At 37.2% G+C, this 22,734-nt stretch carries 20 protein-coding genes; 7 read left to right on the top strand and 13 right to left on the bottom strand.

All coding sequences use genetic code 11. The features are described from left to right. Window positions 1-86: 86 nt before the first annotated feature. Window positions 87-1,400 (bottom strand): amino-acid N-acetyltransferase, encoded by a 1,314-nt coding sequence (gene argA / locus HV560_RS07540; RefSeq protein WP_176812560.1) that lies wholly within the window; start codon window positions 1,398-1,400, stop codon window positions 87-89. Window positions 1,401-1,607: 207 nt separating this feature from the next. Then, on the bottom strand, window positions 1,608-2,909 hold the full coding sequence (gene pepP, locus HV560_RS07535; RefSeq protein WP_176812559.1) for a Xaa-Pro aminopeptidase: 1,302 nt from the start codon (window positions 2,907-2,909) through the stop codon (window positions 1,608-1,610). A 234-nt stretch (window positions 2,910-3,143) separates the two neighbouring features. Between pepP and HV560_RS07530 the strand changes: the two genes are divergently transcribed. Beyond that, window positions 3,144-3,473: a helix-turn-helix domain-containing protein gene (locus HV560_RS07530; protein ID WP_176812558.1), complete on the top strand. Its 330-nt coding sequence runs from the start codon at window positions 3,144-3,146 to the stop codon at window positions 3,471-3,473. Window positions 3,474-3,521: 48 nt separating this feature from the next. Here the strand turns inward: HV560_RS07530 and glpX are convergent, their stop codons facing one another. After that, window positions 3,522-4,541 (bottom strand): class II fructose-bisphosphatase, encoded by a 1,020-nt coding sequence (gene glpX, locus HV560_RS07525; protein ID WP_159630213.1) that lies wholly within the window; start codon window positions 4,539-4,541, stop codon window positions 3,522-3,524. Window positions 4,542-4,733: 192 nt separating this feature from the next. On the opposite strand from glpX, the gene zapB reads away from it, so the two are divergent. Then, window positions 4,734-4,952: a cell division protein ZapB gene (gene zapB, locus HV560_RS07520; RefSeq protein WP_176808426.1), complete on the top strand. Its 219-nt coding sequence runs from the start codon at window positions 4,734-4,736 to the stop codon at window positions 4,950-4,952. Window positions 4,953-5,007: 55 nt separating this feature from the next. Then, window positions 5,008-5,589: a thymidine kinase gene (locus tag HV560_RS07515; protein WP_176812557.1), complete on the top strand. Its 582-nt coding sequence runs from the start codon at window positions 5,008-5,010 to the stop codon at window positions 5,587-5,589. 74 nt (window positions 5,590-5,663) lie between these two features. Here the strand turns inward: HV560_RS07515 and tsaB are convergent, their stop codons facing one another. The 6 genes from tsaB to rnd form a co-directional block, all read right to left on the bottom strand. Continuing rightward, the gene (tsaB, locus tag HV560_RS07510) at window positions 5,664-6,356 is read right to left on the bottom strand and encodes a tRNA (adenosine(37)-N6)-threonylcarbamoyltransferase complex dimerization subunit type 1 TsaB (protein ID WP_176812850.1); all 693 of its coding nucleotides are present in this window, start codon (window positions 6,354-6,356) and stop codon (window positions 5,664-5,666) included. A gap of 69 nt (window positions 6,357-6,425) precedes the next feature. Beyond that, a complete protein-coding gene (aroG, locus tag HV560_RS07505; RefSeq protein ID WP_176808424.1) occupies window positions 6,426-7,514 on the bottom strand; it encodes a 3-deoxy-7-phosphoheptulonate synthase AroG in 1,089 nt (362 codons plus the stop codon). A 79-nt stretch (window positions 7,515-7,593) separates the two neighbouring features. Beyond that, window positions 7,594-8,436 (bottom strand): KPN_02809 family neutral zinc metallopeptidase, encoded by an 843-nt coding sequence (gene ypfJ, locus HV560_RS07500; RefSeq protein WP_176812556.1) that lies wholly within the window; start codon window positions 8,434-8,436, stop codon window positions 7,594-7,596. A 150-nt stretch (window positions 8,437-8,586) separates the two neighbouring features. Further along, the gene (locus HV560_RS07495; RefSeq protein WP_176812555.1) at window positions 8,587-11,271 is read right to left on the bottom strand and encodes a DNA translocase FtsK; all 2,685 of its coding nucleotides are present in this window, start codon (window positions 11,269-11,271) and stop codon (window positions 8,587-8,589) included. A 10-nt stretch (window positions 11,272-11,281) separates the two neighbouring features. Beyond that, a complete protein-coding gene (gene lrp, locus HV560_RS07490) occupies window positions 11,282-11,761 on the bottom strand; it encodes a leucine-responsive transcriptional regulator Lrp (protein WP_176812554.1) in 480 nt (159 codons plus the stop codon). A gap of 46 nt (window positions 11,762-11,807) precedes the next feature. Next, window positions 11,808-12,935, bottom strand: coding sequence for a ribonuclease D (gene rnd / locus HV560_RS07485; RefSeq protein ID WP_176812553.1), 1,128 nt, complete (start codon window positions 12,933-12,935; stop codon window positions 11,808-11,810). Window positions 12,936-13,065: 130 nt separating this feature from the next. Here rnd and HV560_RS07480 point away from each other — a divergent pair, with 130 nt between their 5' ends. Both HV560_RS07480 and bioD read left to right on the top strand, forming a co-directional pair. Then, entirely contained in the window at window positions 13,066-14,253 is a 1,188-nt protein-coding gene (locus HV560_RS07480; RefSeq protein WP_176812552.1) for an ROK family protein, read from the top strand. A 51-nt stretch (window positions 14,254-14,304) separates the two neighbouring features. Continuing rightward, on the top strand, window positions 14,305-15,027 hold the full coding sequence (bioD, locus tag HV560_RS07475) for a dethiobiotin synthase (protein WP_176808418.1): 723 nt from the start codon (window positions 14,305-14,307) through the stop codon (window positions 15,025-15,027). Between the two features lie 88 nt (window positions 15,028-15,115). Here the strand turns inward: bioD and HV560_RS07470 are convergent, their stop codons facing one another. Continuing rightward, a complete protein-coding gene (locus HV560_RS07470; RefSeq protein ID WP_176808417.1) occupies window positions 15,116-15,343 on the bottom strand; it encodes an alternative ribosome-rescue factor A in 228 nt (75 codons plus the stop codon). A gap of 182 nt (window positions 15,344-15,525) precedes the next feature. Between HV560_RS07470 and HV560_RS07465 the strand changes: the two genes are divergently transcribed. Continuing rightward, entirely contained in the window at window positions 15,526-16,602 is a 1,077-nt protein-coding gene (locus HV560_RS07465; RefSeq protein WP_176808416.1) for an AI-2E family transporter, read from the top strand. Between the two features lie 132 nt (window positions 16,603-16,734). Here HV560_RS07465 and topA read toward each other — a convergent pair whose 3' ends face one another. The 3 genes from topA to HV560_RS07450 all read right to left on the bottom strand — a co-directional run bounded on the left by topA (window position 16,735) and on the right by HV560_RS07450 (window position 20,826). Next, window positions 16,735-19,341, bottom strand: coding sequence for a type I DNA topoisomerase (topA, locus tag HV560_RS07460; RefSeq protein ID WP_176812551.1), 2,607 nt, complete (start codon window positions 19,339-19,341; stop codon window positions 16,735-16,737). 197 nt (window positions 19,342-19,538) lie between these two features. After that, window positions 19,539-19,799, bottom strand: coding sequence for a GlsB/YeaQ/YmgE family stress response membrane protein (locus HV560_RS07455; RefSeq protein WP_159630246.1), 261 nt, complete (start codon window positions 19,797-19,799; stop codon window positions 19,539-19,541). Window positions 19,800-19,866: 67 nt separating this feature from the next. Continuing rightward, entirely contained in the window at window positions 19,867-20,826 is a 960-nt protein-coding gene (locus tag HV560_RS07450; RefSeq protein ID WP_176812550.1) for an ABC transporter substrate-binding protein, read from the bottom strand. 235 nt (window positions 20,827-21,061) lie between these two features. On the opposite strand from HV560_RS07450, the gene glnS reads away from it, so the two are divergent. Next, a complete protein-coding gene (gene glnS / locus HV560_RS07445) occupies window positions 21,062-22,732 on the top strand; it encodes a glutamine--tRNA ligase (RefSeq protein WP_176812549.1) in 1,671 nt (556 codons plus the stop codon). Window positions 22,733-22,734: the final 2 nt, after the last annotated feature.

The raw sequence follows: 22,734 nt of genomic DNA, 5'->3' as shown, positions 1-22,734 counted from the left end.
AAATTTCCGCTAAAAATTGCAAATCCGCCTTTTAAAAAAGGCGGATTTTTTTACCCATTATTTCATAAGACAAAGTTACAACGCGATTAGAGTGTCAAAATCAACACTTTGGAACGGCGTTGGTAGTTATAATTTTCTCGCTTATAACGTGGTAGATCTTGGGCGTCTGCCAATCTAAAGCCACGCTCTTGGAACCATTGCGTGGTTCGGGTGGTTAGCACAAAGAGTTTTTCCACGCCTAACTGCTCTGCTCGTTTGCAAATGTTTTCGAGCAAGACATCGCCTCTTGAGGAATCCCGATAATCAGGATGCACTGCCACACACGCCATTTCCGCCATTTTTTCTTCTGGATAGACATTTAATGCCGCACACGCAATCACCACGCCATCACGCTCAATAATCGTATAATTGGCAATTTCCATTTCTAATTGTTCACGAGAACGTTTAACTAGAATACCTTGTTGTTCAAGTGGGTGAATTAAATCAAGTAATCCTGGAATATCGCTTGAGTTAGCAATACGAATATTTTCTGAGTTTTCCATAGAGAACTGTGTACCAATACCATCACGAGAGAATAATTCTTGCAGGAGAGAACCATCTTCTTTGTAACTTAGCAAATGTGAACGTTTTATCCCTTCTCTACAGACACTAATCGCTGCCTGTAAAAAACGGGCTTTTGAAGTGTGGTACTGCCCTTGCTCAATTAAATTATTTAGCACTTTTTGAGCTTCTTGCGGAAAAATATCGGAAATCACATTACCAGCTTCATCTAAAATACCTTGTTCTTCACAAAACCCGATTAATTTATCTGCTCTTAGCTTGATCGCAACTTGAGTAGCAATATCTTCAAACGGTAAATTAAACATTTCCCCTGTTACGGAAGGGGCAATAGGCCCAAGTAATACTATTGAATTTTGTGAAAGTTGCTGCTTGATACTTTCTACATTAATGCGGCGAATTTTACCGCTTAAGGCATAATCCACGCCATCAACTACGCCTATTGGCTGGGCTAAAATCATATTACCACTCACTACATTAATCACATCTGAATGCGGTAAACGCAGTGAAAGGCGAGCAAACAAATCATAATGAACCTTCCCCACCGCTTGTTTCACATAATCTAGTGATTGTGGGTTTGTGATCCGAATATTGTTGTAATATTCAGGCTCAATACTATTTTGTTTTAAAAGCATATTAATTTGTGGTCTTGCACCAAATACAATCACTAACTTAATATTTAAACTATGTAATAGACTAATATCATTAATAATGTTGATAAAGTTTGGACTTTCTATCACATCGCCATCAAGCATAATAACAAAGGTTTTCCCTCTGTGCATATTCACATAGGGCGTAGATTGTCTAAACCATTGGGCTAAAGCTAATTCTGTGTTACGCATAATTCCCTCTTAATAATATCAATTATATTAGCTTTTTTAGAAAAATCCGCAACCATTAAATTGCATAATTAATCATATTTTCTGCATAAAACAAAAATCATTTGTTAATATCAGGGCTTTACTTACTTTAACTTGTTACTCTCAGGCTTAAGCAAATTAAGAAGAATATCAAACAAGCGGTTATTTTTTTAAAATAATATTGCAAATTTATGATTGCATCAGCTGCTCAATATCAGCAATGTCTTTTGGACAGCCACTGGTTAGATTTTTATTACCATATTCGGTAATCAGCAAGTTATCCTCAATTCGGATACCAATGCCCTTATACTGTTCGGGGACATCTGCTTCTGTTGAAATATAAATGCCAGGCTCAACTGTAAGCACCATACCAATTTGCAATGGGCGATTACGCTCTGCACCATAATCTCCAACATCATGCACATCTAGCCCTAACCAATGACCTAAACCGTGCATATAAAATTGACGATACGCTTTTTGTTCAATCAGATCCGTCACATTGCCTTTTAGAATGCCTAAACGCACCAGACCTTCGGTTAGAATCTGTACCGCTTTGTCATTCGCTGCTTTAATAGAACTTTGTGGTACAAGTAGCTTTGTAGCTTCTTGTAACATCATCAAAGTTAATTCATATAGTTCTTTTTGTGGTTCAGAAAATTGACCACTTATCGGAAAGGTTCGAGTAATATCGCCTGCATAATAGGCAAATTCTGCACCTGCATCAATCAGCAATAAATCTCCATTTTTTAGTATGCCATCATTTTCATTATAATGCAGAATACAAGCATTTTCTCCGCTTGCAACAATGGGGTTATAAGCAGGAAATCTTGCCCCAAAGCGAGTAAATTCGTGCAACATCTCACCTTCAATTTCCAACTCATAACGATTAGGGCGAGTTTGCTTCATCGCTCGAATATGTGCCATTGAAGAAATATGACAAGCCTGTTGAATAAGTGCAATTTCAAATTCTGACTTAATTAATCGCATTTCAGATAATATTGGTTGCCAATCAATCAAAGTCGGTATTTTATGATTATTTGCTGCAATTTCATCTAATACATCATCGCCCCACTTCTGCAAGTCTCTTACGTAATAACAAGCGGTCAAATTGGCTAATTTTTTTGCAAGAACAGTTTTAATTTCTTCTATATCAAATGCTTCGTTAAACTGTAACGTTTTAGGGGCATTTTCAACACCTAATCGTTTTCCATTCCACGTTTCCATTAATGGATCTTTTTTACGAACAAAAATAATACTTTCTGTTTTATGTGTTTGTTTCACCAATAATATTGCTGATTGAGGTTCTGCAAATCCTGTTAAATACCAGAAATAACTATCAGGTCTGAATAAATAATCACAATCACTATTACGGCGTTTTTCTGATTCCGTAAAAATTAACAACGCTGAATTATCTTGCATTTGCTCTAAAATACGCTCACGACGAGCCGTAAATTCTTCTTGTGGCATTTTTGCCAAATAGGCGAGATCCATACATTATCCTGTTTATTTTCTTTTAGTATTTCATATTTTAACACAAGCGATGCGATATTTTTAATTGGCTTCAATCTTTACAAAGCTTATAATTGACACCACCACATCTTATAAAAATAAAATTTAGCTCACATACGAACAATAAAAATAAAATAAACCACAAATGATCTTAAACATCAAAACAAGCAGAAAAATAAGCCAAAAACAAACCATCAAGATTACAAAGGAAAAATAATGAAACTTTCAGTAGAATTACAAAATCAAATTAACCAGTTAAACCAATTAAGAAAACAAGCATTAAAGCAAGAGCAAGAAGAGCAGAAATTATTTGAAAAGAATAAAATTAATGATTTGGTCGATTTCGGGAAGCAATTAAATGCTCAAAGAAAATTATTAGGGATTGAGCTTATTACACTTGAAATGCAAACAGGGGTTTCTAGCTCTACCCTTAAACGTTTATTTAAAGATCCAAGCCAAGTCAAATTTCAGACGGTTTACGTGGTAGCGGAAACATTAGGATTTAATTTATGTGCAATTAATACTCATAAATCAGAAGAATCGTGACGCTGTAGTGAAAGTAAAATCGGGCATTGCCCGATTTGATAGAAAAGTTTATAAATCCATTAATGAAAGTAATTCATTATCTTTACGATCAATATAATGATGAGATTGAATTCTACGGATAGTTCTTGATTTACCGCGAATTAACAAAGTTTCTGTGCTGGCAATATTGCTTCTACGTTTAATACCGTTGAGTAAATCGCCAGATGTGATTCCCGTTGCAACAAAAACGATATTATCATCACGCACCAACTCTTCTAATTTTAGTACCGTGTTAATTGGCACATTCATTTCTTTACAGCGAGAAATCTCTTTTTCAGTCGCTGTTAAATGCTCAGGACTATTTCCTTTTACTTGATTACGAGGAATCAGTTTTGCATTCATATCACCGCCTAATGCCCGAATGGCTGCACCTGCTACAACCCCTTCAGGTGCTCCACCGATACCGTAAAGCAAATCAAGTTCGTTATCGGGTAAACAACATTGCACGGCTGCTGCAACATCACCATCTGGAATTGCTATCACTCTAACCCCGAGCTTTTGTACGTCCGCAATAATCTGCTCGTGTCGAGGTTTAGCTAAAATAGCAATCGTTAATTGAGAAAGTAGTTTTCCTTTTTTAGAAGCAATTCGACGAAGGTTTTGTTCCAGTGGCAAATTTAAATCAATCATTCCTTTACATTCAGGACCAACGACTAATTTTTCCATATACATATCAGGGGCTTTTAAGAATGTTTCTTTCCCTCCTGCCGCAAGAACAGAAAGTGCATTCGCCTGCCCCATTGCAGTCATTCGTGTACCATCAATCGGATCAACTGCAATACTGATTTCATCATCTTCAAGACGAGATAAACCAATTTTTTCGCCAATATACAGCATTGGTGCTTCATCAATTTCTCCCTCACCAATCACGACTTCGCCTCGTATTGCCATTTGATTAAGCATAAAACGCATAGCTTTAACTGCCGCTTCATCTGCCGAATGTTTATTACCACGCCCAAGCCAAGAATATGCCGCAAGTGCAGCAGCTTCTGTTACACGAGAAAATTCAAAAGAAAGAGTTCGTTTCATTTTATTCCTTAGTTTCTTGAAAGAAAAACTTTAAAAGAAGAGAAGCTGTATTTTATCAGCAACTAAGAAGCGATGTTACTAAAAAATCATCATTTGAATAGAAATTCATAAATAGGCAAACTTTTTTATAAAAATAAGGTCAGATTTAGAGTATAATCTTCGCAATTTTAAATATTTTAGAGGGAATTTATTATGTCATTATCGGTTTTAGATCAATTAGAAGAGAAAATTAAACAAGCTGTTGAAACAATTCAATTACTTCAATTAGAAGTAGAAGAATTAAAAGGCAAAAATGATGCGGCTAAGCAAGAAAACGAAACATTACGTCACGAATACGAGCAATTAAAAGTTGAACAGCAAAACTTCCAAGAGCGTTTACGTTCACTTCTAGGTCAAATTGATAACGTTTAATTTTTAATCCGCGAACGGCTAAATTGTTAGCCGTTTTTTTATTGTTTTATATATTATGGCAAAGCTCTATTTTTACTACTCATCAATGAATGCAGGAAAATCAACCACGCTACTTCAATCTTCTTATAATTACCAAGAGCGCGGTATGAATACGTTAGTTTATACTGCTGCAATTGATGACCGTTTTGGTGTCGGAAAAGTCAGCTCACGCATCGGCATTTCACAAGAAGCCACATTATTTAATGTTGAAACGAATTTATTTACAGAAATTAAACAATCTTGTAGCAATCAAACGTTACACTGTATCTTAATTGATGAGGCACAATTTTTAACAAAGGCCCAAGTTTACCAATTAGGTGATGTGGTTGATAAATTAAAAATTCCTGTACTCTGCTACGGGCTACGCACCGATTTCCAAGCTGAATTATTTGAAGGCAGTAAATACTTATTGGCGTGGGCAGATGAATTAGAAGAACTTAAAACCATCTGTGATTGTGGCAAAAAAGCCCATTTTGTTATTCGCTTAAATGAGAAAGGCGATGCAATTAAAGAAGGCGAGCAAATCCAAATTGGTGGTAATGATAAATATCTCTCGGTTTGTCGTTATCACTACAAGCAAAAATTGGGTAAATTATAGTAGATAAACAAGCGGTTAAATTTCTCTGAAGATTTGCAAATCGCAAAAAATGGTAGAAATTTAACCGCTTGTCATTATCGTTTATTGGGTAATTTTTCCCAAGTTACTTCATTTCTTAAATAAACAGGCTCTATTTCTAGGGCAGATTGTATATTTCCTAGCTGAATTTCAGTTTGTGCAAGAGATAACATATATTCGCTAGAAGGTAAGGTAATTTCACTGACTACAAGCGGTAGATTTTTCTCGGAAAATTGCGAATAAGCCGCCCAGCCTGTGCCTACGACAAGGGTATTTTCAGTTATTTGAAATTGTTGAATTGCCGCTTCTGGCGAGCAGACTTGTTCTGTGACGATTTCAGTCCACTTGTCGCCATTTCTTGAAAATTGAGCAAAATAAACTTCATTCATTCGAGCATCAATTAAGGCAATGACGTTTTCTGCCCCCAGTTTTTGGTAAGCTTCTTCTGCCATTGCTTTTAAATTGGAAATAGCAATGACCGGCAAGTTTGCCCCCATTGCCAAGCCTTGGGCAACACTTACGCCTACTCTTACCCCAGTAAAACTACCTGGACCACGCCCAAATACTAAATAATTCACGTCTTTAATTTGAATATTAGCTTGAGTGAGTAACTCATCCACCATGGGTAAAATACGTTGCGTGTGGGAGCGAGGGCTGATTTCATCAAGTGTGAACACTTTTTCATTATGAAGTAAGGCAACCGAACAGGCTTCTGTTGCAGTATCTAAAGCAAGAATTGTTGTCATAATCTCTCTAAAAATAAAAGGCATACGTTTAAACGTACGCCATTATATAAAAATTAGATGAAAATTGAAATTTTATGGGCGATTTTTACGGCGTTGTTCTACCGCTTCGGCTAAGGCAAATAGAGCTTTTTCGCTATCTTCCCAACCAATACAACCATCGGTAATGCTTTGCCCGTAAACTAACGCCTCTAAACCTTTTCCTTCAATTAAATCTTGACGACCTTCAACTAAATGGCTTTCAATCATCACCCCAGAAATAAATTCTGAACCGTCTGAAATTTGTTTACAGATATCTTCACATACGTCCATTTGGCGTTTAAATTGTTTTTGGCTATTAGCGTGACTAAAATCAACCATTACGTGTGTGCGTCCTCCTGATTTTTCGATAGCAACACAAGCCTCTTGAATAGAGGTTGCATCGTAGTTAGTGCCCTTATCTCCGCCACGTAAAATAATATGGCAATCTGGGTTACCTGCGGTAGTTACAATAGCAGAATGCCCGAATTTATTAACAGATAAGAAATGGTGTGGTGATTTTGCTGAAGAAATGGCATCTAGTGCAATTTTTACGCTACCATTTGTGCCATTTTTAAAACCAACTGCACAAGATAAACCAGAAGCAAGTTCACGGTGAACTTGTGATTCTGTTGTTCTTGCTCCAATTGCTCCCCAACTCATAAAATCTGCCATATATTGTGGAGTGATCATATCTAAAAACTCGCCAGCAGCGGGGACGGTTAAATCATTAATATCAGATAAAACTTTACGAGCAATGCGTAACCCATCATTTAACGAATATGTTTCATTCAAATATGGGTCATTGATTAAGCCTTTCCAGCCTACCGTCGTACGCGGTTTTTCAAAATAAACACGCATTACTACTTCTAAGTGTTGATTAATTTTAGGATTTGCACGTATCTCTTTAATTTTCTGTGCATATTCCAATGCAGCATTTGGATCGTGAATGGAGCAAGGTCCGATGACAACCAATAAGCGGTCATCTGCACCGTGTAAAATTTTATGGATTGCCTTGCGAGTTTGCTCAACGGTTGCTGCGGCTATATCACTGGCAGGATAACGCTCTAATAATGCAACTGGCGGTAATAATTCCTCAATATGGGTAATTCTCACATCGTCATTTTTGGTATCTGTATAAGCCATTTTTTACTCTCTAATTTCTATATTTACAACAAATATCGCACTATCATAATAGTGCATTAGTATTTTTGCAAATGTATTTTTATATTTTTTTAAATGTATTACAAACTGACGGATTACCTGTTGTTAATCCTTTTTTAAACCAGGCTAGACGCTGGGCAGATGAACCGTGTGTAAAGCTATCAGGCACAACATAGCCTCTACTTTGCTGTTGTAATCTATCATCGCCTACTGCTTGTGCTGCATTAAAGGCATCTTCAATATCGCTTTGCTCTAGCCTGTTTTGCTGAGTCAGTTGATGACCCCAAACACCCGCAAAACAGTCTGCTTGTAATTCCACATTTACTGAAATTTGGTTAGCCGCCGCTTTAGATGTTGCTCTCATCTGTTCACGTTGTGTTTTACTTGTGATACCTAATAAATTCTGAACGTGGTGACCTACTTCGTGTGCAATCACATAAGAAAAAGCAAATTCGCCTGATGCTTTAAGTCTTTTACGCATATCATCATAAAATGATAAATCTATATAGACTTTTTGATCTACAGGGCAGTAAAAAGGCCCCATCGCAGATTGACCTGTACCGCAAGCAGTTTGAGTTGCCCCACGGTAAAGTACTAAAGTGGGCTCTTTGTAAGCCATACCATTTTGTTTGAAGTATTCACCCCAAATATCTTCTGTGCTGGCTAATACTTTAGAAGATAGATCTTCTAAGTGTGCTTCTTCACTACTCTCCAACTTTGAAGTTTGTTGATAGCTCTCTTGCCCGCTCATTAATCCACTTAAATCCACGCCATAATAAGCCCCAACTAGTACAATAATAAAGGTAAGAATACCGCCTTTACCTCGCCCAACAGACATTCGCCCTGAGCCACTCGCTCGTCTGTCTTCCACATTTTTACTGCGTCTTAAATCACCTAATCGCATAATTTTCCCCAATTTCAACATAAAATTAGATTGATTTTAGCTCAACAGCACTTTTTATACTACGGTTTATTTTAGTGAAATAAAAAACAAGCGGTCAGATTTTGGTTAAAAGTTGCAAACTTTTGATGAAATCTAACCGCTTGTTATTGATTATCTTGCAAGCACTTCTCGTTTTCCGCCTTTGCCAGGTTCAGATACAATCCCTTGTGCTTCCATCTGATCTACAATTCTGGCTGCTCGGTTAAAACCAACTGCGAATCGGCGTTGAATATTGCTGATAGAGACAGAACCCGTTTCGATAATATATTCGACTACCTCATCAAATAGCGGATCTAAATCGCCCCCCGAATTATCATTTTTTGTATCGTTATCATCTGATTTTGATTCCACGATGCTATCTAGATAATTTGGCTTGCCTCTGGCACGCCAGTTATCTGCTATACGTTGTACTTCATCATCTTTCATAAACGCACCGTGTACTCGAATAATATCTGGGCTGCCTGCACCAGAGTACAGCATATCGCCTTGTCCTAATAATGCTTCAGCCCCGCCAGAATCTAAAATCGTTCTCGAGTCAATTTGGCTAGCGACGGTAAAGGCGATACGGCTTGGAATATTTGCTTTGATTACGCCTGTAATCACATCAGTTGAAGGACGCTGTGTTGCAAGAATTAAATGAAGGCCCACTGCTCTTGCTTTTTGTGCAATACGCATAATGTACTCTTCTACTTCCTTACCAGCAGACATCATTAAATCGGCGAACTCATCAACAATTAAGACAATATAGCTCAATTTTTGTAATGATGGAGGCAAACTATCCATTGAATCACCAGGTCGCCACGTTGGATCGGGAATTGGCAAGTTCATTGTTGCTGCTTGATCTATTTTAGCATTGTAACCTTCTATATTACGCACCTGCAAATGGCTAACTAAAATATAACGGCGTTCCATTTCCTCAACTGCCCAACGTAACGCATTTGCTGCCTTTTTCATATCGGTTACCACTGGCGTTAATAAGTGAGGAATATCATTGTAAATTGAAAGTTCCACCACTTTAGGATCAATCATAATAAAGCGAACTTGTTCTGGAGAAAGTTTAAACAAGAGGCTTAAAATCATCGTATTTACCCCCACCGATTTTCCACCACCTGTTTGCCCTGCAACTAATAAATGTGGCATTTTCGCCATATCTACCACGACAGGGTTACCGCTAATATCTTTACCGAGTGCCATTGGTAGGGTTGCGGTAGTATGACGGAATTCATCGCTATCTAACACATCACGTAACCAAACCGTTTCACGGTATTTGTTTGGCGTTTCAATGCCCATATAAGGTTTATTCGGAATAACTTCTGTGATACGAATTGCTTTAAACATTAAAGCACGAGCAATATCACTAGCTAAATTTGTGATCTTGGCAGCTTTAACGCCTGCTGCAGGTTGAATTTCATAGCGAGTCACTACTGGCCCAACCAATACATCTTCTACGGTTGCTTTTACACCAAAATTGGCTAATTCCGATTCTAAACGCACGGAAATATCACGAATTTCTTGCTCGGTAATTTGTTGTGTTTGAATCGGTGCTTTATCTAGCAAATCTAATGTAGGTAATGGTGTTGTTGGTTTTTCTATGTTTACTTTTCGTTGTAAAAGTGGGTGAATTAAGGTTTCGCCATAACCTTTGGGATAATTCGTCTGCTCGGCAACCTCTTTCATCATTTTAGGTGGCGTAACCATAAATGCAGGCGTCATTTCATGGGTATCATTAATGTCATCTTCAACCGCATACTCTTCCTCAAGACTATTTTCAGCATAAATTTGAGCATAAATTTGAGCACGCGTAGTTTCATTTGACGCTGTATTTATAAGCGTTATCGTTGGCTCTATTTCATTTTCAACTATTTTATTTAAACGAACCGTTGGCATTTCAACGTCGTCCATCTGAATACGTTGGGTGCGATAATCCATCGCTTCAGCCTGTTCTTCAACAATTTCATTTGTGGTTTCAAACTGAGCGTTGATATTAATTGTTGGTAGCTCTAAATCTCGCTCAATATTATACATTTCACTATCATTAGGTGTTTCCGCCATAGTTTGTCTTAAACCACTAATATTTGGCCGAGTGAAAGCAGAAATATCCGTAAATTGTGGCTGTTTTTCTTCCTCAATTTCAGCCGTGGCTTGCTCTTTATCTGCTACAAGCGGTTGATTTTGCTCTGCGTTTTGCAAATTATGCGTTATTTCATCAAAGTGTTGCTCTTCTTTCTTTGCCATTACCCAATCATAGAATTGCGATAAGATAGGTAATAGCGATTGAACTGAACAGAAATATAAACCTATGACGGTACAAATCATCGCAATCAGTAATGCAGCAAATTGTCCTAAGGTTTCAGAAAGTAGAGAATGCCAAATACCGCCAACAAATCCACCAGAAAGATAATAAGTACTATTTGAGAAAAGCACACTAAATAATGCTGAAAGCCCTACTAATAGTAAGAGAAAACTTACTAATCGTAAGAAAACGATTTTCCATTTCATTTCCCCACTTAAGCCCATACCTAAAATATAAATTGATGAAATAATTAATGCAAAAGGTATTAATACCGTTACCTTGCCAAACATAGCATAAAGCATATCAATGCTCCAGGCACCGAAACTACCTGCTTTATTTAAAGTAGTCGGAGTAAAGGTACTTGCTGTAGACCAAGCATTATCCAATGGGCTATAACTTACCCATGCAATAAGTAAATAAATACCAAGTACGCAAGCTAATAAAAGCACTAATTTCATCAGTATAGCTTTACCTTTTAAGTGTGGTTTGAGTTGCTCAATCACTCAATTCTCCTTACTTTAACAACAAATAGTTGGTTTGTTTCACTTCTTCCATTACCACATAGGTTCTGGTGTCGTTTACACCTGGCAAGCGTAATAAAGTTGTACCGAGTAATTTGCGGTAGGCGGCCATATCAGCCACACGGGTTTTTAATAAATAATCGAAATCGCCCGAAACTAAATGGCATTCTTGAATTTCATCTAGTTGCTGAATCGCTTTATTAAATTCCTCAAATACATCTGGCTTACCACGCACAAGCGTGATCTCTACGATAACCAATAAAGGGGCATCTAATAACTCTGGGTTCAATAAGGCTTTGTAACCTGTAATCACATTGTTTTTTTCAAGGCGTTTTACTCGCTCTAAACAAGGCGTAGGCGAAAGCCCTACACGTTTAGATAACTCAATGTTTGATATTTTTCCGTTACGCTGTAATTCGTATATTCTTAAATCAATAGCATCTAGTGCTTTAGGTAGTTTTTTATGTTCCATATTTACTCCTTTTCAGGCAATTATACTTTGCCAAATACAAATAGTCCTAATAATTTTGCGATAACACGGATAATAGTTGCTCACCAAACGGCGTTCGCCAACCCACTAACAGCTCTGGCATTTTGTTTTGTGGCTTTCCATCAATAAACCATTTGAAGAGTTGGTTTAATTGACGTTTACTCGCAATCAACTCTGGGGCAAGATCAAGCGGTCGAATTTCGGCTAATTTTTGCAACATTGCCTGCATATTATATTTGTAGCCTTTTTCATCCACTAAGCGTTTGATCGGTTGAGGATAATCATCAGGTTTAACCGCATTGCTCTGCTCGACTAACCATAGAATTTTTTTACCGTGAATTCTAACTTCATTTGGGTGCATAAATTCTAATAATTGGGAAGTGTTTTTTGGTTGTATCTGCGCAATTTGAAATAGATTTACTTCCTTAACCACAAAATTTAATGCAAGATTGCGTTTTTGAGCTTCCTCAATTCGCCATTTTGCTAAAATCTGCAAAATCGCTAATTCTTGCTGATTTAATCGCCACGCATTAGCAATATTTTTATACGCTTTCGTTTTATCTTCAAATCGCGTAATTTTAGCTGAGATTGCACTACATTCCTCTACTACCGCGTTTAACCAATTACCTTTGGCTAAAGTGTCAGTCAGCCTTTGATAAATCGGTAATAAGTACCACACATCTGCTGCGGCATATTGCAATTGCTCATCAGTTAAAGGGCGGGCAAGCCAATCTGTGCGAGAAGCTGCTTTATCCAGTTCAATATTTAAATAATGAGAAACCAATTTTGCAAAACCGATTGATATTCCAACCCCCGCAAAACCAGCCATAATTTGTGTATCCAGTATGGGCTCAGGGAGTTGTTTGAATTGATGATTAAAAACCTCTAAGTCTTCACTACAGGCGTGCAGCACTTTTACTGTATTTTTATCTGCCAATAAGGATACAAAGGGTGAAAAATCAGAAATCGTAGTTGGATCAATTAGGCTAACGTGTTTGCCATCATATAACTGAATTAAACCTAATATGGGGTAATAAGTGCGAGTGCGGATAAATTCTGTGTCAAGTGCTACGGCATCTGCTTTTTTAGCCTCTTCGCAGACTTTCGCTAGTTGTTCGTTTGTTTCAACCCAGTTATAGCGAATTAAAGATTTCATATTCGTTTTCCGTCATTTTTAAGAATAAAATAATTATGTGATCTGCTTCTCATTATAAACAAAAAAAGATTGTTATTTTTTTCAGATCAAAAAATAATTGCCAGCATCAAAATGAAAAGGGATTTTTTAGATGTTTTCGGATAACAAAGCGCTGCATTTAGGTAAGATTTATCGCCTTATTGAGCAATTTGAATTAATTTCAAGGACAGATCTGGCGAAGCTCTCTGGCTTAGCTCCAGCCTCTGTGACTAACCTTACTAAGATCTTAATAGACAACCATTTTATTTTAGAAAGAATAGTGCAAAACACGCCATCTCGAGGTCGCCCTTCTGTTGGCTTAGCCGTTTCCAATTTCTTCTGGCAATTATTCTGTATAACCGTTTCACCACATCAGGTAGAAATTTCGCTCTGTCAATTAAACGGCAAGCAGATTCATCATCAAGATTATACAATCTCGCCGCAAAATTATGCTCAATTAGACGATAACATTTTGAAATTTATTGAAAACTTCCAACAAATTCATACCATAAAAAAAGAGCAACTACTTGCAGTTTCTGTCAGTGTGGTTGGTAAAATTAATACAGAAAAAGAGAGTATTACGCACTTAGGCAATATGGAGATTCACTCCAACATTATATCCACTATCTCTCCATTATTTAATTGCCCAATTTTATTAATGGAGCATTTTCAGCTATGGCTATTAGCAGAATCTACCGTAGGTTCTTTAATCAGCCAGAACAATGTTATTTTTCTTGAATTAAATGATACGCTGAATGTGAACGTGCTACTAGGCGGCAAGTTGCTTTATAAACAATCGAAGATGAATATTGATAATATTGCTATGCCCAAATTCAGCCCATTAAGTGACGACATTTTCCCCGAGTTAGCAGACATTGATCGTTATAAGCTGATTAATCAAGTTACTTTCCCTGCTATTGTGAAATTAATCGATAAATATTTACCCAATAATTTCGTAAAACCAGAGCAAAAAATCCGTTTGCTTTGTCAAAAAACACTACAAAATCAACCGCTTGCACTTAAAATCCTGGCACATATTACTGATAATTTAGCCTATGTGTTAATGAATTTAGTCAATATTTTCTCTAGTGAGAAAATTATGTTTAACTCACCACTACTCCAGATAAAAGATCCATTATTTAACCAACTTTCGGCAAAACTACATAAAAATTTACTAAAGCACGATTTAAACATCGATTTAGTTACTAGCCAATATGAATGGAATAGCCCACTAATTGCTTGTTCGGCAATAAAACAGGGAATTTATAACGGAAATTTGATCAAAGACAGTATAAATTAATTATTTCTTAGTTAAACTACAAGGTATAAACTTTTATTAAAGGAATTTGTAATGCCCTCATTATTTATTACTGGAACAGATACTAGTGTAGGGAAAACTGTGGTCACTCGTGCAATTATACAGACATTAGCAGGACACAATTTTCCCGTTGTTGGCTATAAGCCTATTGCCTGTGGTGGCGATGATTCATTACCCACAGAACCCACTCAATATGATTATGCAACGGAAGATAACCCTGATGTTTTAACTATCTTAGATAGCTGTCCTGATAAAGTAAATTATCGCGATATTAATAGTTATACCTTTATCCACTCTAGCACTCCCGTCTTTGCTGCGTTGGATGCGGTGCATCATATTCAATTAGAAAAATTGAATAGCGATTTAGCTCGCTTGGAAGAAAAATTCCCTAATGTGGTCGTTGAAGGCACTTATGGCTGGCTGACTCCGATTAATAAAAATTACTGCTTTGCGGATTGGGTCGAACAAAATAATATGCCCGTATTGTTAGTTGTTGGCATTAAAGAGGGTTGCGTAAATCACGCGCTACTGACTGCCAATCAAATTTTGCAACGTGGTGTTAAATTAGTAGGCTGGATAGCAAATCGGGTCAATCCAGGGCTTCGCCACTACCACGAATTAATTGAGCTATTAACGCAAAAAATTAATGCCCCTCTGCTTGGGCAAATTCCCTATATGGGACATCCTGAGCGTAAAGATTTATCCCCTTTTATTCAAAACCCAACGCCATTATTTGAATATTTCAAGCAAAGCTAAAAGTCAAAACAAGCGGTCAAAAAATACCAAAATTTTGCAAATTATACATAGCAATAGAAATATAATGCCACCTTTGCTGGTATAGTATTTAAAAATAGAAACCCCATTTAAAAAGACACTTAAGCATATTTTTAAATGGGGTTTCACCTTTTCCATAAGACACATTTTTATGTTTTTCGTGGCGTCGGTAACTGCCCTTTCCTTTACGATTTCGCTCAATTTTATGACTAAAAAGCGGATCAGTTACCAATGCTTTCACCGCACTCTCTTTAATTTTTCCTCGTTGATGAGCGTAATGCTCGTTTTGTTTTTTCATTCGCGTTCCTCTTGTTAAAAACAAGAGGCATTCTGTCAAAATCTGGCTCTGTTGTATATAAGAAAACGAAAAAATTGAGTATAATTGCAAACATTTCAATAATATAAAGAATAGGAAGTTGAGCATTTCCAAGTACAAAAGCAAATGCAACAAGGCTCCAATTTGATAAGGTAATAAGAAATATGTTTCAAATGTTGCAAGAATGGTATCAAAGAAGATTTTCCGATCCACAAATAGTTGTTCTACTGAGCATTTTATTAATTGGCTTCGGCATTATTTATTTTTTCAGTGATTTATTGATGCCCCTGCTGGTTGCCCTTGTATTTGCCTATTTGTTGGAATGGCCTACACGCTTTTTATCCGTTAAATTAAGTTTACCCAGAACACTTAGCGTTATTTTAATTCTAGGGAGTTTTATCGCCTCATTATCGTTTTTAGGCGTAGTTTTACTCCCTACACTTTGGAATCAAGCGGTAACCTTTATACAAGATTTACCCTCAATGTTTAACTTGCTGAATGCTTGGTGGCAAGGCCTGCCAGAACATTATCCAGATTTAATTGATTATGCCACTATTGATTCAATTATGAATACCGCCAAGAGCAATATTTTGAGTATGGGAGAATCGCTTTTAACCCTTTCTATCAATTCAATTATCAGCTTGGTTGGATTAGGTATTTATACTTTTTTAGTCCCCTTAATGGTGTTTTTTTTATTGAAAGACAAGCTAGTCTTAATGCGTTCATTTAGCAAAATGCTACCACAAAACCGCCGCTTAGCGACACACGTTTGGTTTGAAATGCAACAACAAATTGCTAACTATATTCGGGGTAAATTTTTGGAAATTATTATTGTGGGCGTTGTAACCTACATCATTTTCCTCTTTTTTAATTTACGTTATCCTCTGCTTCTTTCCGTTGCAGTGGGAATCTCAGTATTAATTCCATACATTGGTGCTGTGTTGGTCAGTATTCCTGTGATGCTCATCGCCTTATTCCAATTTGGCTTCTCCTCCGATTTTTATTATTTAATGCTTGCTTTTGTTATTAGCCAATTGTTGGACGGAAACTTACTTGTGCCCTATTTATTTTCTGAAGCCGTTAATCTCCATCCGCTGATAATCATCATCTCAGTGCTGATTTTTGGCGGTCTATGGGGATTTTGGGGCGTATTCTTTGCTATTCCTCTAGCAACGCTGGTTAAAGCAGTTGTTCAAGCAATACCGCCTAGCCATTCGGAGGCGATTATTTTAAATAAATAATACTCAAATGAAAAAGGACTAAGCCTGTGCAATACAGAACTTAGTCCTTGAATTAAGAGAGCCAATAAACCTCAGCGTTTACCATTTGCAAAAGTGTAACGAAACTTAACCGCTTGTAGATCTCTTCACAGATTATTTAGCACGCTCTACCCATTTACCATCAACGTAATCAACAGCCCATTTAGTCACTTTACCATTTTTCTCTGAAGTCACATATTGACGCTTCTCTTTACGACTAAAGCGAATAATCGCCTCATTGCCTTCAGGATCTGTCTGTGGCGCATCAGCAAGATATTGCAATTTTTCAGGCAATCTATCACGATATTTCGCAAGCTCCGCCACTTTTGGTGCTCGGCTTTCGCGTACTTTCGGGAAGTTGTGGGCAGACATAAATACGCCACTTGCCCCATCTCTTAAAACAAAATACGCATCTGCTTTTTCACATTTTAATTCAGGGAAGGCAACAGGATCCTCTCGTGGTGGTGCAACTTCACCATTTTTCAATACTTTACGGGTATTATCACAACTCGTGCAGCCCATATATTTGCCAAATCGACCTAATTTTAGGTGCATATCTGCACCACATTTATCACATTCTACAACAGGCCCATCATAACCCTTAATTTTAAATGAACCTTGCTCAACAATATGTCCATCGCAATTCGGATTATTACCACAAACGTGCAATTTACGCTCAATATCAATTACATAGCTATCCATCGCAGCATCACATTTCGGGCAACGCTTGCGAGCCATTAATGCTTTAGCTTCTGAATCAGCATCTAATACATTTAGAAACTCAGCCTCTGGAATTAAATTCATTGTCGTTTTACAACGCTCTTTCGGTGGCAAGGCATAGCCTGTACAACCTAAAAAAACACCTGTAGAGGCAGTACGAATTGCCATTTTTCTAGCACAGGTCGGACAATCAATTTCAGTTGGAACGAGACTATTTGGTTTCATTCCACCTTCTAGCTCATCTAATTCAGCCTGTGTTAGCTCTTCGGAAAAATGTTTAAAGAACGTATTTAATTCCTCTTTCCAATTCTTGTTCCCTTCTGCAATCTGGTCGAGCACTTCTTCCATATTGGCAGTAAAATCGTAATTCATTAAATCTTTAAAGGATTGATTTAAACGATCTGTTACCACTTCACCAATTTTCTCCACATAAAAACGCTTGTTTTCGGTACGAACATAGCCACGTTCTTGAATAGTTGAGATAATTGAGGCGTAAGTTGAAGGGCGGCCAATTTTGCGTTCTTCAAGCTCTGCTACCAATGAAGCCTCATTAAAACGTGCTGGCGGTTTAGTGAAATGCTGAGTTGGTACAACCTCATCAAGTTTTAATTTTTGATTTATTTCTACTGCGGGTAATTCTTGATCTTCAGGGTTTTTACCTTGCACTGGTAATATTTTTGTCCAGCCATCAAAACGCATAACACGCCCATTCGCTTTTAATTCGTAATCACCCGCACGAACGGTTAGTGAGGTAGAATCATAACGAGCAGGTAACATTTGACAAGCTAAAAAACGACGCCAAATTAAATCATATAAACGCTCAGCATCCTTATCCATTCCTTTCAAATCTGCCATATTTACATTCACATCAGACGGACGAATTGCCTCGTGTGCTTCTTGTGCATTGCCTTTGCTACGATACACATTAGCTTTTTCAGGCAAGTAATTTGCACCAAAATTCTCTTGAATGTAGTGACGAGCCATTGCCAACGCTTCACCGCTTAAGTTTGTAGAGTCAGTACGCATATAAGTAATATAACCAGCTTCATACAAACGTTGCGCTAACATCATAGTTTTCTTTACTCCAAAGCCTAAACGTGTACTTGCGGCACGTTGTAACGATGACGTAATGAATGGTGCAGAAGCTCGAGAGCTCGTTTCTTTTGATTCAATGTTAGAAACAATAAAATCACTTTGCTCTAAAGCGTGGGCTGCAATATTTGCTTCTTTTTCATTCTCAGCTGAGAACTTTTTACCTTTATAAGAGGTTAATTCAAGCGGTAATTTTTTACGATTAATTTGCGTATTGGCTAAAATTGTCCAAAACTCTTCGCTTTGAAATGCCTTAATTTCACGCTCACGCTCAACAAGAAGTTTCACTGCAACAGATTGCACACGCCCTGCTGATAAGCCACGAGCAACTTTTTTCCACAATAACGGAGAAACCATAAAACCCACGACACGATCTAAAAATCGGCGAGTTTGTTGAGAATTGACGCGATCAATATTGAGTGGTTGCGGAGCTTCAAAAGCTTTTTTAATCGCGTCCTTCGTTATCTCATTAAATACCACACGGCTAAAACGGCTATCCTCTCCACCAATGATCTCACGTAAATGCCAAGCAATCGCCTCTCCTTCTCTATCCAAATCGGTTGCCAGATAGATATGATCGGCTTTTTTCGCCAGCGATTTTAATTCAGAAACAACCTTCTCTTTATCTGGCATAATTTGATAATTCGCTTTCCAGCCGTTATATGGATCAATTCCCATACGCTTTACTAAGGCTGTACGTTCTTTTTCTGCCTTTACTTTTGCTTTTTCTTCTGCACTTAAACCTTTGATTGAAATCGGTTTTGCTTTTTCTGATTTTTCATCACTGCCGCTTTTCGGTAAATCACGGATATGCCCTACGCTTGATTTTACGACGTAGTTGCTACCAAGATATTGATTAATTTTTTTCGCTTTCGCTGGAGATTCCACAATAACGAGTGATTTTCCCATAGTTTATTACCTAATTTTTAATAATTATTTCTTTTAATTGATTTTCAATATACTATTTTACGATAGCAAGCCTCAACAGAAATTACAATATAAAGAAGAGAGAAAATGGATAAACTAAACGCAATCAGTTTAGTTTGTAAATTTAAAAAAACAAAACGGGCAGTTATTTTTATAACTACCCGCTTTTAACTTTTATATTAATTAAAAATGCTTAATTTTCTTAAAATAAAAATTAACAATGCCGCACCTAACACACCGAAAAAGATGCCAACTACGTTAAAATCGCCTGCGTTATACGCAGAACCAATTCCTAATACGTCACCAAATAACCAACGTCCTAAAGATGAACCTACAATACCTACAATGATATTTTTACAAAGACCACCTTCACTTTTCATTACAATGGATGCTAACCAACCAATAATAGCACCGACAATAATTGCAGCAATCCAGCCCATAACATACTCCTTATATTATTTTAAATTGTACTGATAATAACCATACAAAAGTTATTATTTAATATGATTAAAAGGTTTCTTTTGCTTCTTTTAATAAATTGTGCGGCAAGCTAATACCTAGCTCTTTCGCTGTATTTGTATTAATAGAAAGCTCTAATTGATTCACTTCTTGTGTTGGAATTGAACCTGGTTTCTCGCCTCTTAATATACGTGCTGCACTTTTACCCGTTGCAACACCAATATCATACTGGTTTACAGCATACGCTGCAAGTGCTCCACGCTTAACGGTATCACGGTCTGAGGCAATCACAGGAATTTTAGCCTCTAAAGCCGCTTTATGTAACGCCTCATAAGCAGAAACGACACCATTGTCTTCTGAAATATAAATTGCTTGTACTTTACCGTTCAAGCTGCGAGCGGCGGTGCCAATATCTGCACTACGTTGAACTGCAACAGCTATAACATTAAATCCTTGTTTTTTAGCCTCTTCTTTTAGCTCTTCCAATACAATTGTAGAATTAACTTCTCCTGCACTATAAACATAGCCGACCGACTTTAATTCCGGCACTAAAGTTTTAATTAATTTCACTTGTGGTGCAATAGGCTTGTGATCTGAAATTCCTGTTACATTCGTACCTGAAGGTTCCCACGATTTCACTAATTTTGCTGAAACAGGATCAGTTACACCAGAGAACACAATTGAAATAGAACGAGTTGCTGCCACTACAGGCTGTGCTGAAGGTGTAGTAATAGGAATAATGATATCGGCTTTATCACCTACAAATTTACGTGCAATTTGAGCGGCTGTTGCAGTGCTACCTTGTGCTGATTGATAGTCAATTTTGATATTTTTACCATCAACAAAACCTTCACGCTCAAGTTCTTCAATGATTCCTTTACGAATAGAATCTAATGCAGGATGTTCCACAATCGCAGTAATAGCAACATTTTGAATTTTATCTTGACTAAATGCAGCGACAGAAAATGCACTTAATGCGGCAACTAATAATATTTTACGAAATTTCATACACACTCCTACAATAATTATGTTTTCGTACTATCATAATAGTACATTTCCATTTAAGATAAGTAATTTTAGAAATTTGTGCAAGCAGAATTTCTGATTTTTTTATAGACACCTTTTAACTGGTTAGATATTACACTGCTAACAGATATTAATTCAGACCCTGCAAGGTCTTTTAGATTATCGCAATAACGTGTAGAATAAACCGTTATTTTAATTGAGAAAATTAGAGAGAACTATGAGCGAAGAAATTTTAACGGCTGAAACAGAAACTCGAGCCAATTTTATTACCCATATTATTGATGAAGACTTAGCAAGCGGTAAACATAACAATGTTTACACTCGCTTCCCTCCTGAACCGAACGGCTATTTACATATTGGTCACGCCAAATCCATCTGCTTAAACTTTGGTATCGCTCAAGAGTATAACGGCAAATGTAACCTGCGTTTTGATGACACAAATCCAGTTAAAGAAGATGTTGAATATGTAGATTCCATCAAACGAGATGTTGAATGGTTAGGCTTTAAATGGGAAGGCGAGCCACGTTATGCGTCAGATTATTTTGACCAACTTTATGGTTATGCTATTGAGTTAATCAATAAAGGATTAGCTTATGTGTGCGAATTATCACCCGAGGAAATGCGTGAATATCGTGGTACGTTAACCGAGCCAGGTAAAAATAGCCCATATCGTGATCGTTCTGTAGAAGAAAACTTGGCATTATTTGAAAAAATGAAAAATGGTGAATTTGCAGAAGGTAAAGCAAGCCTACGAGCAAAAATTGATATGGCATCACCATTCATTGTAATGCGTGACCCTGTGCTTTATCGTGTAAAATTTGCTTCACATCATCAAACAGGCGATAAATGGTGCATTTACCCTATGTATGATTTCACCCACTGTATCTCTGATGCCATTGAGCGAATTACTCACTCAATTTGTACATTAGAGTTCCAAGATAATCGCCGTTTGTATGATTGGATATTAGAAAATATCAGCATTCAACGTCCATTACCGCATCAGTATGAATTTTCACGTTTAAATTTAGAAGGCACATTAACCTCTAAGCGTAAATTGTTAAAATTAGTTACAGATGGGATTGTTGATGGTTGGAATGACCCTCGTATGCCAACCATTTCAGGCTTACGCCGCCGTGGTTACACCCCTGCTGCTCTGCGTGAATTTTGCCGCCGCATTGGTGTGACTAAGCAAGATAACGTGGTGGAATATTCAGCACTTGAGGCTTGTATCCGTGAAGATTTAAATGAAAATGCACCTCGGGCAATGGCTGTGATCAACCCTGTACGCGTGGTCATTGAAAACTTTGGCGAAAAAGAGATCTTAAAAGCCCCGAATCACCCTAACCGTCCAGAGTTAGGCGAGCGTGATTTACCCTTTACTCGAGAGATTTATATTGATGAAGCCGATTTTCGTGAAGAAGCAAATAAGCAATACAAACGTTTAGTATTGGGTAAAGAAGTGCGTTTACGTAATGCCTATGTGATTAAAGCGGAACGTGTGGAAAAAGATGCAAGCGGTCAAATTACTACCATTTTTTGCACATACGATTCTGAAACATTGGGTAAAAATCCTAGTGATGGACGTAAAGTAAAAGGTGTAATTCACTGGGTTTCCGCAGAAGATAATAAACCTGCCGAATTCCGTATTTATGACCGTTTATTTACCGTTGCAAATCCAAGTGCAGCAGAGGATCTTAATGAAGTGCTAAATCCACAATCTTTAGTAGTAAAATACGGTTTTGTTGAGCCAAGTTTAGCGAATGCGAAAGCGGAACAAGGCTATCAATTTGAACGTGAAGGCTATTTCTGTTTAGATAGTAAAGATGGCTCAAAAGATAATTTAGTCTTTAATTTAACGGTAAACTTAAAAGAAAGCGTAGCGTTTTAGAT

This window comes from Mannheimia pernigra (assembly GCF_013377995.1).
Taxonomy (GTDB): Bacteria; Pseudomonadota; Gammaproteobacteria; order Enterobacterales; family Pasteurellaceae; genus Mannheimia; species Mannheimia pernigra.
The sequence above is the reverse complement of the archived record's forward strand: the minus strand, read 5'-3'. Positions and strand labels throughout refer to the sequence as shown.